This is a genomic window from Arthrobacter sp. CJL-S3 (assembly GCF_056711635.1).
The window spans coordinates 454,529-468,189 of record NZ_CM160046.1; the positions used below are offsets into that span (position 1 = coordinate 454,529).

General features: G+C 67.4%; 15 protein-coding genes. 13 read left to right on the forward strand and 2 right to left on the reverse strand.

The features are described 5' to 3' along the window. Positions 1–806: 806 nt before the first annotated feature. The 10 genes from AC06G6_RS02150 (at position 807) to AC06G6_RS02195 (ending at position 8,093) form a co-directional block, all read left to right on the forward strand. A complete protein-coding gene (locus tag AC06G6_RS02150) occupies positions 807–1,271 on the forward strand; it encodes an Asp23/Gls24 family envelope stress response protein (RefSeq protein WP_479825915.1) in 465 nt (154 codons plus the stop codon). Next, positions 1,268–1,459, forward strand: coding sequence for a hypothetical protein (locus tag AC06G6_RS02155; RefSeq protein WP_479825917.1), 192 nt, complete (start codon positions 1,268–1,270; stop codon positions 1,457–1,459). Before AC06G6_RS02150 ends, AC06G6_RS02155 begins: the two co-directional genes overlap by 4 nt. Then, the gene (locus tag AC06G6_RS02160) at positions 1,456–1,836 is read left to right on the forward strand and encodes a hypothetical protein (protein ID WP_479825919.1); all 381 of its coding nucleotides are present in this window, start codon (positions 1,456–1,458) and stop codon (positions 1,834–1,836) included. Before AC06G6_RS02155 ends, AC06G6_RS02160 begins: the two co-directional genes overlap by 4 nt. A 107-nt stretch (positions 1,837–1,943) precedes the next feature. After that, a complete protein-coding gene (locus AC06G6_RS02165) occupies positions 1,944–2,507 on the forward strand; it encodes a hypothetical protein (RefSeq protein ID WP_479828824.1) in 564 nt (187 codons plus the stop codon). Then, positions 2,504–3,115 carry a hypothetical protein gene (locus AC06G6_RS02170; protein WP_479825921.1) on the forward strand — a complete coding sequence of 204 codons (612 nt, stop codon included), beginning with the start codon at positions 2,504–2,506 and terminating at the stop codon, positions 3,113–3,115. Before AC06G6_RS02165 ends, AC06G6_RS02170 begins: the two co-directional genes overlap by 4 nt. 232 nt (positions 3,116–3,347) lie before the next feature. Further along, entirely contained in the window at positions 3,348–4,631 is a 1,284-nt protein-coding gene (locus AC06G6_RS02175) for an ABC transporter substrate-binding protein (protein WP_479825923.1), read from the forward strand. Positions 4,632–4,637: 6 nt separating this feature from the next. Beyond that, positions 4,638–5,675 (forward strand): carbohydrate ABC transporter permease, encoded by a 1,038-nt coding sequence (locus tag AC06G6_RS02180; protein ID WP_479825925.1) that lies wholly within the window; start codon positions 4,638–4,640, stop codon positions 5,673–5,675. Further along, positions 5,672–6,559, forward strand: a complete 888-nt coding sequence (locus AC06G6_RS02185) for a carbohydrate ABC transporter permease (protein ID WP_479825927.1) — start codon at positions 5,672–5,674, stop codon at positions 6,557–6,559. The genes AC06G6_RS02180 and AC06G6_RS02185 overlap by 4 nt, the downstream gene beginning before the upstream one ends. A 10-nt stretch (positions 6,560–6,569) precedes the next feature. Then, complete coding sequence (locus AC06G6_RS02190) at positions 6,570–6,824, forward strand: hypothetical protein (RefSeq protein WP_479825929.1); 255 nt, start codon at positions 6,570–6,572, stop codon at positions 6,822–6,824. A gap of 156 nt (positions 6,825–6,980) precedes the next feature. Then, on the forward strand, positions 6,981–8,093 hold the full coding sequence (locus AC06G6_RS02195; protein WP_479825931.1) for a LacI family DNA-binding transcriptional regulator: 1,113 nt from the start codon (positions 6,981–6,983) through the stop codon (positions 8,091–8,093). Positions 8,094–8,144: 51 nt separating this feature from the next. Here AC06G6_RS02195 and AC06G6_RS02200 read toward each other — a convergent pair whose 3' ends face one another. Then, positions 8,145–9,098 (reverse strand): DUF8083 family protein, encoded by a 954-nt coding sequence (locus AC06G6_RS02200; RefSeq protein WP_479825933.1) that lies wholly within the window; start codon positions 9,096–9,098, stop codon positions 8,145–8,147. Between the two features lie 31 nt (positions 9,099–9,129). After that, positions 9,130–9,936: an exodeoxyribonuclease III gene (locus tag AC06G6_RS02205; protein WP_479825935.1), complete on the reverse strand. Its 807-nt coding sequence runs from the start codon at positions 9,934–9,936 to the stop codon at positions 9,130–9,132. A 164-nt stretch (positions 9,937–10,100) separates the two neighbouring features. Between AC06G6_RS02205 and AC06G6_RS02210 the strand changes: the two genes are divergently transcribed. The 3 genes from AC06G6_RS02210 to mmsB all read left to right on the forward strand — a co-directional run bounded on the left by AC06G6_RS02210 (position 10,101) and on the right by mmsB (position 13,658). Further along, positions 10,101–11,600, forward strand: coding sequence for a CoA-acylating methylmalonate-semialdehyde dehydrogenase (locus AC06G6_RS02210; protein ID WP_479825937.1), 1,500 nt, complete (start codon positions 10,101–10,103; stop codon positions 11,598–11,600). Further along, positions 11,600–12,673, forward strand: a complete 1,074-nt coding sequence (locus AC06G6_RS02215; RefSeq protein ID WP_479825939.1) for an enoyl-CoA hydratase/isomerase family protein — start codon at positions 11,600–11,602, stop codon at positions 12,671–12,673. Before AC06G6_RS02210 ends, AC06G6_RS02215 begins: the two co-directional genes overlap by 1 nt. A gap of 85 nt (positions 12,674–12,758) precedes the next feature. Then, on the forward strand, positions 12,759–13,658 hold the full coding sequence (gene mmsB / locus AC06G6_RS02220; protein WP_479828826.1) for a 3-hydroxyisobutyrate dehydrogenase: 900 nt from the start codon (positions 12,759–12,761) through the stop codon (positions 13,656–13,658). Positions 13,659–13,661 lie beyond the last annotated feature (3 nt).

Genomic DNA, 13,661 nt, shown 5'->3' on the forward strand with positions numbered 1-13,661 from the left:
GTCAAGGTACGGACCCTGCCGGGTTTTGATGGTCCAGTTGGCAGGGTGTTCAAAGGAGATGTGACCGTCTGGGAAAGTGAAGGTTGCGAGTGTCGGTGCGCCCGGCTCAGGGGCAGGAGCCACAGGAACCACCGGAGCCACTGTTGGCTCTACGGGTGTAAGGCTGGGTGTCGGCGCTGCGGATACGGTAGGGGCTGCTGTGGCCGTCGCAGCAACAGTCTCAGTCGCGGTGACCGAGGTGTCGGGGGATGCTGACGGCGCTGATTCCGTATCGGCAGGGGCGCAGGCAGAAAGAGTAAGACTTAACGCAAGTGCAGTGAGAATTGCGTTTCTGACAGAGCTGGCCCGGTAGTTCATGGTTAATGTGTCCCCTATAGATTCTACGAAGGCATGTGTAGCCGTTCATGCTGGTAGTTTCCGGGACGCCCGCTTTGGTTACATGAGACATGAAAAACATATTTCCATTTTCCCGTCAGTGATTCATGCCCGGCAGGAAGCGCAGGGTTGTGGCACGGCTACAGCCACAATGCCGATCATGGTCGCAAGGAGACTTTTCCGTCGGACGTTAATGGCAGTCCTGGGAGGAGACGCCGGCCGTGGTCTTTGGGTCCTGCCCCTGGTCTTAGGATCGGCGGCAATAGTCTCGATCGATTGCTCCGCAACGGCCCTTCTGGCGGGGTAAAAGGGCCGTTACGGAGCAATCGATGGAGGGTTGACGGCGGCGACGGCGGCCAATCCCGTCCCCAAGCGGCCACCTTGTCGGTGGCAGGTACTAGGGTGGTCACAAAGAGAAGGGGGAGTGCCTTATGGAATACCAGAATTCCCAGCCCGCAGCGGCCCCGGTGCCCGGGCTGGCCGCCGACCTGCCGCTGCCCGGTGCCGGCCGCACCGTCATTTCCGAAACCGCCGTCGCGAAGGTCGCGGGCATCGCCGCCCGCTCCGTCCCCGGCGTGTACTCCCTGGGGTCCGGCCCGTCCCGCGCGCTCGGCGCCTTCCGCGACGCCGTCGGCAGCTCGGATCACGCCGCCGGAGTCCGCGCCGAGGTCGGTGAAACCCAGGTCGCCGTCGACATTGACCTGGTGGCGCTGTACGGCACACCCCTGCATGCCCTGGCGGACCAGATCCGCGCTGCCGTGTACGCGGCCGTCGAGGAACTCGTCGGGCTGCAGGTCATCGAAGTGAACATCGAGATCAACGACGTCTACGTGCCCGGCCCGGCGAAGCCCGGCACCCCCGCCGAGACCCGGCCACCAAGGGAGGCAATCCAGTGAATATGACGGTTGTGGGCATCGCAATGGGCGCCTTCGTCGCGTTCATGTCCTTCCAGTTCGGCGTATGGGGTTTCCTCGGTGCCCTGCTGTTCATGGGAATCGGAGCCCTGCTGGGCCGCGCCGCGGAAGGGAAACTGGACCTGCGCAGCGTGCTTGACGCCCTCACAGGCCGGCGTTCCTCCTCATGAGCGCGACAGCTGGTGCGGTCCACGCCGCCGCGATGGCTGGACACACCAGGATCAGCACCCAGGCGCTCACCAGCGTGGCCCAGGCCGCCGCGGCAGAAGCCCTCGGCGTCACGCCGCATGAGGTGCGGGCCGAGTGGTCCGACGACGACGGGCTGCTGGCGTTGTCTCTCGTCTCACCCATCACCCTCCCGCCGCTGGCCGTAGTCCTTCGCGAGCCCGGACGTGTCGCCGGCTCCGGCGGCTCCGTCTGGGACCGGGCCGTGGCCGCCAAGGCCGACATCCTGCGCCGCGTGACGGAGCTGAGCGGTGCCCGGCTGAGCCGGGTCGACATCCGGATCAGCGGCGCCAGCGTGAGAGAAGGAGGGCGGGTCCATTGAGCCACGCCACCGACCGTCATTCCAGCGGCGGACGCCACGTCCCGCCCGCTCCCAGCGCCGCACCGTCCGCCGGCAACCCGTCAGCAGCCGGAGCGGGCGTCGAGGGAATGGACCAGATCCTCAGACGCGAAACCCACTCCTCCAGGGCTACGGCCTCGATCATCGCCGCCGTGCTCGTCATTGCCCTGTGCGTCTACGCCCTGCTGGAAACCGCGGTCCGGGCCGTCGGCCAGCCGCCCTGGCTCGTGGATCCGCAGACCGCTGCGGAGAACGTTGTGGCGCTCCCGAGCGGGGTCCCGCCGCTCCTGCTCGGCGTCGTTGGCGCCGTGCTGGTCATGGCCGGGTTGTTCTTCTTCCTGAACGCGGTACTGCCCGGACGCCGTGCCCGCCACGTCCTGCTCGACCGCCGCGCCGCCGTCGTGGTGGATGACGAGGTGATCGCTTCCGCGCTGGCGCGGCGGGCGCGGCTGGCCGCCAACGTGAGCCAGGAACAGGTGATGGTGACGGTGTCCCGGCAGCAGGTCGAGGTCAGCGTCCGTCCCACCTCCGGTGTCCCGTTGAGCCGGAGTGCCGTGCTCACCGCCGTCCAGGACGAGCTCCGCGAGATGGGATTGACTCCGACTCCGGAAGCCCGGATCAATGTCGCCTCGACCGGGGTGGTCGGCGCATGAACGGCACCCCCAGAACCCTCAACCGGATCCTGATCGGCGTCCTCGGCTTCAAGCTGCTCGCCATCGGCGTGCTGCTCATCCTGCTGGCGACCGTGCCGGCGGTCGCCGCCTGGTGGCAGGGCTGGGCCGCCGGCGTCTGGAGCCTCTGGCGGGATCTCTTCGAGCGCACGCGCTTCCCCGGCCGGACGGAGAGCTGGCTCTGGATCGTGGCGGTCCTGTTGCTGCTCCTGGTGATCGGCGCCATGGTGGCCTGGGTTGCCCAGCAGGGCAAGGGCCGGGCCAACACGCTCGTGTCCGAAGAAGATCCCGGTGAGGTGCCCGGAAACGTCAGGATCGGCAGCGGGGTGGCCGAGCAGGCGCTCCGCGCCGCCCTGGCAGACCGTCCGGATCTGGCCGGCACGACGGTTGCCACCTACGAATTCCGCGGCGAACCGGCCCTGCGAATCAGGATCCAGCCCCGCCATGGCGTGGCCCCGCACCGGCTCGCCGCCGAGGTGTCCGCCCTTGTGGAGGCACTGGACGTCGCGCTCGGAAAACGCACCCTGGTGCTCATTCATCTCGCGTCGGGGGCCCGGTCACGGTTTGGCCGGGCCGAACGGGTCCGCTGACCGGTGTGAGCTTTCGGCAACATCTTTTCCGGGCATGCTGCAGGCTCCCCGTGGCCGGATTCCGGTGAACCGGCGCGGCCTCACCCACAGAAAAATCTCCGGCACAAGGGTCTCCTTTCTGTAAAGGTTCTATGTAAACGCTTGCATTCCTCACCGGGTGTTGATTATCGTGATGGGCACCACACGAACGCACCGCCGTTTTTTGTCCGGTACTCAGCGAGGAGCCCCCAGTATGAAAACACCGAAGTTCTTACTTCCCGTCGCCGCAGCAGGCGTTCTAGCCTTGACTCTCTCCGCCTGTGGCGGCGGAGGAGGAGGCAGCACCACCGCCGGTGGCGACGCCGAGCAAGGCCTCGATGGCCGCGGTCCCATCACGTATGTCCAGGGCAAGGACAACAGCAACGTTGTCCGCCCGCTGATCGAGAAGTGGAATGCGGCCCACCCGAATGAGAAGGTCACGTTCAAGGAACAGACCGACCAGGCCGACCAGCAGCACGATGACCTCGTCCAGAACTACCAGGCCAAGAACCCCAACTACGATGTCGCGAGTGTCGACGTCGTGTGGACGGCGGAGTTCGCCGCCAAGGGCTGGCTGCAGCCGTTGAAAGACAAGATGGCAGTGGACACGGCGGGAATGCTGAAGCCCACCATCGATGCCGGCTCCTACAAGGGGACGCTCTACGCGGCCCCGGTGTCGTCCGACGGCGGCATTCTCTACTACCGCTCGGACCTCGTCCCCACGCCTCCCAAGACCTGGGACGAGATGATGGGCATGTGCTCCATCGCCGAGGCGAACGGCATCGGCTGCTTCGCCGGCCAGTACGCCAAGTACGAGGGCCTGACGGTGAACACCTCCGAGGCGATCAACTCCGCCGGCGGTTCCGTGCTCGACGCGGACGGCAAGCCGAGCCTGAACACCCCCGAGGCCAAGGAAGGCCTCGAAAACCTCGCCGCGGCCTACGCCGACGGCAGCATCCCCAAGGAGGGCATCACCTTCCAGGAGGAACAGGGCCGCCAGGCCTTCCAGGACGGCAAGCTCCTGTTCCACCGCAACTGGCCTTACGTCTACAACCTGGCCGCAACGGAAGGTTCCTCCAAGGTCAAGGACGTCCTCGGCATGACGGCACTCCCCGGCAAAGACGGCCCCGGCGCCTCGACACTGGGCGGACACAGCGCGGCCATCAGCGTCTACTCCAAGAACAAGGCCACGGCCCTGGACTTCGTAAAGTTCCTCGTCAACGAGGAGAACCAGAAGTTCTTCGCCACCCAGGGCTCACTGGCCCCGGTCCTCGAGGCCCTGTACGACGACCAGGAACTCGTAGCCAAGCTGCCGTACCTCCCGGTCCTGAAGACCTCGATCGAGAACGCCGTGCCGCGTCCTGTCACCCCGTTCTACCCGGCCGTCACCAAGGCCATCCAGGAAAATGCCTACTCGGCCATCAAGGGCGAGAAGACCGTGGACGCCGCTTTGTCCGATATGCAGAAGTCCATCGAGTCCGCTAGCGCGGGACAGTAGCCAGCCATGGCAACCGAATTGGGCCCGACGCCGGTCAAGGAACCGGCGTCGGGCGGTACCCCGATCCACCACGGGCCCAAGGGCGTCGGGGAGGATAACGCGATTGCGAGCCAGGGCAAGTGGGCCGCATGGCTCCTGGCTCCAACCATCGTCGCACTGGCCATTGTGATCGTTTACCCGATCATCAGCGCCATCGTGATGTCTTTCCAGAAGGACGCCGGTCTTGACCCCGTCACGGGGCTCTTCACCGAAGGCGGCCCGGCTGGTCTGTCGAATTACACGAACTGGATTTTCCAGCAGTGCGCCGCCCCGGGCGGCGGAACCGTGGCCTGCCCGCCGGGAACCCTCGGCGCCCAGTTCTGGTCCGCCACCGGTACGACCTTCTACTTCACCATCATCACCGTGACGCTGGAGACGATCCTCGGCTTCTGGATGGCCATCATCATGGCGCGCACGTTCCGCGGACGCAGCCTGGTCCGCGCAGCCGTGCTGGTGCCGTGGGCCATTCCCACCGCCGTCACCGCCCAGCTGTGGCTGTTCATCTTCGCCTTTGAGGGCATCGGCAACAAGCTGTTCAACACCACGATCCTGTGGACGGGCAGCGAAATCCCGGCCCGGTGGGCGGTCATCATCGCCGACACCTGGAAAACGACGCCGTTCATGGCGCTGCTGATCCTGGCCGGGCTGCAGATGATTCCGGCCGAAGTCTACGAAGCGGCCAAGGTCGACGGGGCCTCCGCCTGGCAGCGGTTCCGGATGATCACCCTGCCGCTGGTCAAGCCGGCGCTCATGGTCGCGATCCTCTTCCGGACCCTGGATGCCCTGCGGATGTTCGACCTTCCGTACATCCTGACGGAAGGCTCCAACAACACCACCACGCTCTCCATCCTGGTGGTCAACCAAATCAGGCAAGGCTTCAACTCCGCCGCCGCCTTGTCCACCATTACGTTCATCATCATCTTTATGGTGGCCTTCATCTTCGTCCGCTTCCTCGGAGCAAACGTCGTGGAGCAGCAGACCGGCACAGGTAAGGGGAAGAAATGACCGCCGCGACCGAACTACGGGCCCGGCAGGACCGTGGCCGCAAAGTAGCCCAGAACCGCGAGAAGTGGGCGAGCGTCCGCACGTACGTCAGTGCAGCCGTCATCCTGTTCTGGTGCCTCGCACCGGCATACTGGATGGTGGTTACGGCATTCCGCGACGTGGGCTACACCTACGACACCTCGCTCCTGCCCACCCACGTGACGCTCGACAACTTCAGAACAGCCTTCGACACTTCGTTCGGCAACAGGTTCGGCCAGGCGCTGCTGAACAGTGTGTTCATCGGCGTAACGGTGACCGTGATCTCGCTGGTGGTCGGCGTTTTCGCAGCCTATGCGCTGGCCCGGCTGAACTTCCGGTTCAAGTACCTGGTGCTGGGCTTCATCCTGGGGGCCTCCATGTTCCCCGGGGTCGCCCTCATCACCCCGCTGTTCCAGCTGTTCACCAATATCGGCTGGATCGGCACCTACCAGGCGCTGATCATTCCGAACATCTCCTTCGTCCTCCCGCTGACGGTCTACACCATGACGTCGTTCTTCCGGGAAATGCCGTGGGAGCTTGAGGAAGCGGCCCGGGTCGACGGCTGCACCCAGGGGCAGGCGTTCCGGCGGGTGATCATGCCGCTGGCGGCACCGGCCATCTTCACGACGGCGATCCTGGCGTTCATCTCCTCCTGGAATGAGTTCCTGATTGCCAGCCAGCTCTCCAACGATGCGACCCAGCCGGTGACGGTGGCCATTGCCAACTTCGCCGGGGCCCAGCCGCAGCAGATCCCCTACACGGCCATCATGGCCGCCGGAACGATCGTCACAATTCCGCTGGTGATCCTGGTGCTGGTCTTCCAGCGTAAGATCGTCGCGGGCCTCACCGCCGGCGCCGTGAAGTGACGGCTTGGCGATGAACAACAAGCCGAGCCGCGGGCTGGTGCGCAGCCAATACCGCCACGTCCGCTCCGGGGAGGATTTCGACATCATCATCGGGCTCCTCGGCTTCTGGGGACTGGTGCTGCTGGTGATCACCGTCTGGATGGAGGTGACCGGCCAGCCCGCGCTGGGCTGGGCCCTGGGCCTGCTGGCCATGGTGTTGGCCCTCTACGGATTGATCCGGCTGCGCCGGCGCCTGCCCGAAAGGACGGCGTCCCGGCGGAAGTGAACGCGGGGTCACCTGGCGCCCATCCCCACGGGGGTTATGGGCGCAAAGTGACCCCGCGTTGCTTGGACGGGGCATTTGTTGCCGCGGGGGAGGCAGGCTAATGGAGTGCTTCGGAGGCCGCGGGTTGCCTCAGGAGCCAGTCGACAAGGGGACACGGTGGCAAGGACGACAGACAGGGCACAGCGCGGAGGCCACTCCGGTGTCAGCATCGAAGATGTGGCCGCCGCCGCCGGAGTGTCCACCGCCACCGTGTCCCGCGCCGTCCGCGGTTTGCCCAGAGTTTCGCCGGCCACCCGGGAGAAAATCCTGGGCATCGCCGCAGACCTGGGCTACGTCGCCTCCTCCTCGGCGTCCGGGCTGGCCACCGGGCGTACCAAGACGATCGGCGTGCTGGCCCCCTTCGTCAGCCGCTGGTTCTTCTCCAAGGCCATCGAGGGCGCCGACCGTGAACTGCACGCCCGCCAGTACAACCTCTCGCTCTTCAACCTGGGCGGCCACGGCAGCAACCGCGAACGGCTCTTCAGCAAGACCATGGTTTACAAACAGATCGACGCGCTGCTGGTGCTGTGTATGGCACTGACCCATGAGGAAATCGAACACCTGCAGAAGATCGACATCCCGCTGGTCGTCGTCGGCGGCCACGTCGAGGAATGCCCCTACATCGGGATCGACGACTACGCCGCCGCCGCCACGGCTGTGCGGCACCTGATCGGCCTTGGCCACACGGAGATCGCCCTGCTGCACGGCGACGACGAAACCGACCTCAACTTCGACGTCCCCCGGGTCAGGATCCAGGGCTTTCAGGACGTCATGGCCGAAGCAGGCCTGAACGCCCGGAAGGAATGGGACGAATGGGGGGATTTTACGGTCCGCAGCGGCCAGGACGCCTTCCACCGGCTCTGGGACAGGCCCGGACCCAAGCCCACGGCAATCTTCTGCGCCTCGGATGAGATGGCCATGGGGATCATCTTTGAGGCCACCCGGGCTGGGGTGAAGATCCCTGAGGACCTCTCCGTCATCGGGATCGACGACCACGACTTCTCCGAGGCCATGGGGCTCACCACGGTCCGGCAGCGCCCGGACGAGCAGGCCGAACTGGCCACAAAAATGCTGCTGGACGAGCTCGACGGGATCGCCGGGTCAGTGCGCTCCACGGTGGCCCCGCACCAGTTGATTGTCCGCAACACGACGGCGCCGCCCGGGGGCGCGCAGGCGGCCCGGAAGGGCGCCGCGCCGGGGACTCTCACCCCTCGGGCCGGCAGCGCATAGCGCCAGCCCTCTGCGGGCCGCCGGACGCGGCCGGAGCGGCCGGCGACCCCGTCAGGACGCGCGGGCCAGCTGCCGGATCGGGATCCAGCGGGACGCCAGCCGGCGGTAGGCGGCGGCGGCCCCGGTCATGTCCCCTTCGGCCAGGCACTCGATGCCCAGCCGGACATCCATGGGCGAATCATCCGGGTAGACCTTGTCCGCCACGGCGCCGTAGTCCAGTTCCACCATGGACTCCGGGTGGAAGAGCTCCAGCCATTCGGTGAGCTGGGTCAGGTCCTCGAGCATGTCCAGGTCCGGGGCGGCCAGGGCCAGATGTGCCACGGCGTAGCGGACCCGCTCCAGGGACTCGCCGATCGTCGCGCGGATGCGCACGGTGACGATCCGCCCCTCGGATTCCACCACGTCCGTGGGGTCGGATTCCTTGAACAGGCAGAACCAGCTGAAGGGGATGCCCCAGGTGGACGCCCGGGTGTGCACGCGGCCCAGTCCGGAATGCGCCCGCACTTCATCGATGCGCTCCTGGTGCCGGTCGCGCTGTTCCTCCGGGATGAGCAGCTGGGCCAGCGGCCCGTGGATGCCCTCCATCAGGGCGTTGGCCGCGAGCCCGGCCCGCAGCACCAGCTGGCTGGGACAGTACAGCAGTCGCTCCGGCGGGACGGCGTCCGGAGCAGCGGCGTCCGGGGTCCCGGCGTCCGGGCTTCCGGCGTCGGGCGGCCCCGCCTCCGGGGCAGTGCCGCCGGGGGCGGTGCCGTCGGTCCGCGGGACGGCAAGGATCCTGACCAGATCCGTCGCACCGGTGGGGAACGGGTCCCCGCCCGGGCGGGTGATGCGGCCGAGGGAGGCCAGCAGCTCGGCGTTTTCAACGGCGGCCCGGGAAACGCTCCGGGCCCCCGCCGCGCGCAGGGCGCCCTGCTGCTCCTCCGGGAACGCCTCCAGGGGTTCGTAGACCCGCAGCGCTGAGGAGAACGGCAGCCCGGCCTGGCCGCGGTAGAGGTTTCCCGTCATTGCACCACGTCGCTTCCCTGGGCTGCGCCCATCAGTCGCTCAGCTCCACGATCACGGGGGCGTGGTCCGAGGCGCCCTTGCCCTTGCGTTCCTCACGGTCGATGGCGGCGCCGGTGACCCGGGCCGCGAGGGCGGGGGAGGCCAGGACGAAGTCGATCCGCATGCCTTCCTTTTTCGGGAAGCGCAGCTGGGTGTAGTCCCAGTACGTGTAGACGCCGGGGCCGGGGGTGTGCGGGCGGACAACGTCCTGAAAGCCGGCGTCCTCAAAAGCGTGGAAGGCTGCGCGTTCCGGGTCGCTCACGTGGGTGAGGCGTTCGGCGCGGAAGTAGTCGATGTCCCAGACGTCATCGTCCTGCGGGGCGATGTTCCAGTCGCCCATCAGGGCGATCTGCGCTGCGGGGTCCTCACGGAGCCAGCCCTCGGCATGGGTCCGCAGAGTGTCCAGCCAGCTGAGCTTGTACGGCATGTGTTCATCGTCGAGGGCCCGGCCATTGGGAACGTAGAGGCTCCAGACCCTGATCCCGCCGCAGGTGGCGCCGATGGCGCGGGCCTCCTGCACGGCATCCTTGCCGGCCTTGCCGAAGACGGGCTGGTCCAGGAAGGTGCGTTCGACGTCGTCGAGCCCCACCCGGGAGGCGATCGCCACGCCGTTCCACTGGCTCACGCCGAAGTGCGCCACCTCGTAGCCCAGGCTTTCGAACAGTTCCCAGGGGAAGTTGTCGTCCTTGCACTTGGTTTCCTGGATGGCCAGGACATCACAGTCGGTGCGCTGAAGCCAGGCTTCGACACGGTCGGCACGGGCGCGGAGCGAGTTCACATTCCAGGTAGCTATCTTCACAATCCCTAACTTACCGAACTTGGCTGCCGGACGAAGCGGTGGTCCGGCCACGCCCCCCTGGAATTTAGTAGGAAGTCCGAGTATATTCGGGAGCAGAAGATGGCGTGGGTCACACGGCCCGGCCGTCACTTCGGCAATCACACGGTGCAAAGGAGCATTCCATCATGGTTCGCGAACTATCCCATTACATTGACGGACAGCACGTTGAGGGCACCTCGGGGCGCTTTAGCGATGTCTACGATCCGTGCACCGGCGAGGTCCAGGCCAGGGTCCCGCTGGCCAGTACCGAGGAAGTCCGCAACGTGGTTTCCAACGCGGAAAAGGGCCAGCTCGAATGGGCGGCCATGAACCCGCAGCGCCGCGGGCGGATCCTGCTCAAGTTTGTCGATCTGGTCAACCAGAACGTCGACGAACTCGCCACCCTGCTGTCCTCGGAGCACGGCAAGACCTTCCTCGACGCGAAGGGCGACATCCAGCGCGGCATCGAGGTTGTGGAATTCGCCGCAGGCGCCCCGCACCTGCTCAAAGGCGAATTCTCGGACAACGCCGGAACCGGCATCGACGTCCACTCGCTGCGCCAGCCGCTCGGCGTCGTCGCCGGGATCACGCCGTTCAACTTCCCGGCCATGATTCCGCTCTGGAAGTCCGGCCCGGCGCTCGCCGCGGGCAACTCCTTTATTCTCAAGCCGTCCGAGCGGGACCCCTCCGTGCCGCTGCGCCTCGCGGAGCTCTTCACCGAGGCCGGCCTGCCCGCCGGTGTCTTCAACGTCGTCAACGGCGACAAGGAAGCGGTCGACGCGCTGCTGGAGGATCCCCGGGTCCAGGCCATCGGCTTCGTCGGCTCCACGCCGATCGCGCAGTACATCTACGCCACCGCCGCCGCCAACGGCAAGCGCGCCCAGTGCTTCGGCGGGGCCAAGAACCACATGGTGATCATGCCGGATGCGGACCTGGACATGGCCGCGGACGCCCTGATGGGCGCCGGCTTCGGCTCCGCCGGCGAACGCTGCATGGCGATCTCGGTGGCCGTGCCGGTCGGCAAGGCCACAGCCGACGCGCTCGTCGCCAAGCTGGAGGAGCGGATCGCGGACCTCAAGGTCGGCCACAGCCTCGCCAAGGACTCGGACTTCGGCCCGGTCGTGGCGGCCTCCGCCAAGGAACGGATCGAAGGCTACATCCAGGCCGGCGTCGACGAGGGCGCCACCCTGCTCACCGACGGCCGCGGCCTCAAGGTCGAGGGCTACGAAGGTGGCTTCTGGGTCGGCCCCACCCTCTTCGACAACGTCACCAAGGACATGACGATCTACAAGGAAGAGATCTTCGGCCCGGTGCTGAGTGTGCTCCGCGCGGAGGACTACGACGAGGCCCTGCGCCTGTGCAGCGAGCACGAATTCGGCAACGGCGTGGCCATCTTCACCCGCGACGGCGACTCCGCCCGCGACTTCGCCAGCCGGGTCCAGGTGGGCATGGTGGGCATCAACGTCCCCATCCCGGTGCCGATCGCCTACTACACCTTCGGCGGCTGGAAGGCCTCCGGCTTCGGCGACCTGAACCAGCACGGCGCGGACGCCTTCCGCTTCTACACCAAGACCAAAACGGTCACCACCCGCTGGCCCTCCGGCATCCGCACCGGTGCCAGCTTCGTGATGCCGGAAGGCAGCTGATGGCGGGGAAGCATGCCTCCGACGCCGCGTCGGCGGAGGTGCTGTTCGAACGGCGCGGCCGGCTGGGCGTGGTCACGCTGAACCGGCCCCAGGCCGTCAACGCGCTCACCGCGGGCATGGCCTCGGCCATGCTCGAGCAGCTCACCCTCTGGGCGGACGACGACGCCGTGGCGGCGGTGTTGGTCCACGGTGCCGGTGACCGGGGCCTGTGCGCCGGCGGCGACATCGTGGCCATCTACCGGGACATGCTCGACGGCGGCGACGCCACGGCAGACTTCTGGGCCGAGGAATACCGGATGAACGCGCTCATCTCGGGCTACCCGAAGCCGTATGTGGCGTTCATGGACGGCCTGGTCCTCGGCGGCGGAGTGGGGATCTCCGCCCACGGCTCGGTCCGGATCGTCACCGAACGCACCCGGATGGGCATGCCCGAGACCACCATCGGGTTCGTGCCCGACGTCGGCGGCACCCTGCTGCTCTCCCGCTCACCGGGGGAGTCCGGCACCCATGCGGCCCTCACCGGCGCGCACCTGAGCGGCGCCGACGCCCTGTTCCTGGGGCTCGCGGACCACTTCGTTCCGTCCGCGAAGCTCGCGGAACTTGCCGGGGCGCTGGAGAGCGAGGCGGCGGACGACGCCGTCGCGCGCTTCGCCGAGGAGGCCCCGCCCTCCGTGCTCGCAGCGCAGCAGGAATGGATTGACGCCTGCTATTCAAGCGACGACGCCGGGGAGATCGTGCGCCGGCTGCGGGCCGTGGGCGGGGAAGCCGCCGACGCCGCCGACACCATCGAGGCCAAGTCGCCGACCGCCGTGAAAGTGGCGCTGGAATCCCTCCGCCGGGTCAGGGGACTGGGCCTCGAGGAAGCCCTGGCACAGGAGTACCGGGTGGGGCTGCGGTTCCTCGCCGGGCCCGACTTCCGCGAAGGCATCCGCGCCCAGGTTGTGGACAAGGACCGTAACCCGCACTGGCAGCCCGCCACCCTGGCGGAGGTCAGCCGCGGCGACGTCGAATCCTATTTTGCGCCGCTGGGCGACCGTGAACTGATGCTATCGAAGGAGCGCGACAATGTCTGAAGCATCGACGCCTGAACCATCGGCGCCTGAACCCGGACGGCCCGGGGTGCAGGCCGGCCCGGTCGCTTTCCTTGGCCTGGGCCACATGGGCGGGCCGATGGCCATCAACCTGGTCAAGGCCGGCTACACCGTGACCGGCTTCGACGTGGTGCCGGCCGCGCTGGAGACTGCCCGGGCGCACGGCATCGCCACCGCGGACACGGCGGCCGAGGCCGTGGCCGGTGCCGCCGTCGTCCTCACCATGCTGCCCAGCGGCAAACACCTGCTGGATGCCTACCGCGGCACCCCGGGACAGCCGGGACAGCAGAGCCAGGCCGGCCAGCCCGGTCTGCTCGCCACCGCAGCCCCCGGCACCCTGTTCCTGGACTGCTCCACGATCAACGTGGATGAGGCCCGGGAGGCTGCCGAGCTCGCCGTGGCGGCCGGGCACCGCGCCGTGGACGCGCCGGTTTCCGGCGGTGTCGTGGGCGCCGAGGCGGGCACCCTGACGTTTATGGTCGGGGCGCTTCCGGAGGACTTCGAGGCGGTCAGGCCGATGCTCGAGGTGATGGGCAAGCGGGTGGTTCACTGCGGGGAACATGGTGCCGGACAGGCCGCGAAGATCTGCAACAACATGATCCTCGGCGTCTCGATGATCGCGGTCAGTGAGGCCTTTGTGCTCGGCGAGAAGCTGGGCCTGACCCACCAGGCGCTGTTCGACGTCGCCTCGGCGGCCTCGGGCCAGTGCTGGGCGCTCACCACCAACTGCCCCGTGCCGGGGCCGGTGCCCACGAGCCCCGCCAACCGCGACTACCAGCCCGGTTTTGCCGGAGCCCTGATGGCGAAGGACCTCAAGCTGGCACTCAACGCGCTCCAAAGCACCGGCGTCGCCGCGCGGCTGGGTCCGCTCGCTTCCGAAATCTACGATAGCTTTGCCGCGGAAGGCGGGGCGGGCCGGGACTTCTCCGGCATCATCACCGACATCCGGGACAAATCCGCACACTAGCCG

Coding starts and splice junctions, on each gene's coding strand:
- AC06G6_RS02165 (WP_479828824.1), top strand. CDS start 1,944: ATGGACCAGATCCTCAGACGCGAAACCCACTCCTCCAGGGCTACGGCC.
- AC06G6_RS02200 (WP_479825933.1), bottom strand. CDS start 9,098: ATGACGGGAAACCTCTACCGCGGCCAGGCCGGGCTGCCGTTCTCCTCA.
- AC06G6_RS02150 (WP_479825915.1), top strand. CDS start 807: ATGGAATACCAGAATTCCCAGCCCGCAGCGGCCCCGGTGCCCGGGCTG.
- AC06G6_RS02180 (WP_479825925.1), top strand. CDS start 4,638: ATGGCAACCGAATTGGGCCCGACGCCGGTCAAGGAACCGGCGTCGGGC.
- AC06G6_RS02215 (WP_479825939.1), top strand. CDS start 11,600: ATGGCGGGGAAGCATGCCTCCGACGCCGCGTCGGCGGAGGTGCTGTTC.
- AC06G6_RS02175 (WP_479825923.1), top strand. CDS start 3,348: ATGAAAACACCGAAGTTCTTACTTCCCGTCGCCGCAGCAGGCGTTCTA.
- AC06G6_RS02210 (WP_479825937.1), top strand. CDS start 10,101: ATGGTTCGCGAACTATCCCATTACATTGACGGACAGCACGTTGAGGGC.
- AC06G6_RS02190 (WP_479825929.1), top strand. CDS start 6,570: ATGAACAACAAGCCGAGCCGCGGGCTGGTGCGCAGCCAATACCGCCAC.
- AC06G6_RS02185 (WP_479825927.1), top strand. CDS start 5,672: ATGACCGCCGCGACCGAACTACGGGCCCGGCAGGACCGTGGCCGCAAA.
- mmsB (WP_479828826.1), top strand. CDS start 12,759: ATGGGCGGGCCGATGGCCATCAACCTGGTCAAGGCCGGCTACACCGTG.
- AC06G6_RS02160 (WP_479825919.1), top strand. CDS start 1,456: ATGAGCGCGACAGCTGGTGCGGTCCACGCCGCCGCGATGGCTGGACAC.
- AC06G6_RS02170 (WP_479825921.1), top strand. CDS start 2,504: ATGAACGGCACCCCCAGAACCCTCAACCGGATCCTGATCGGCGTCCTC.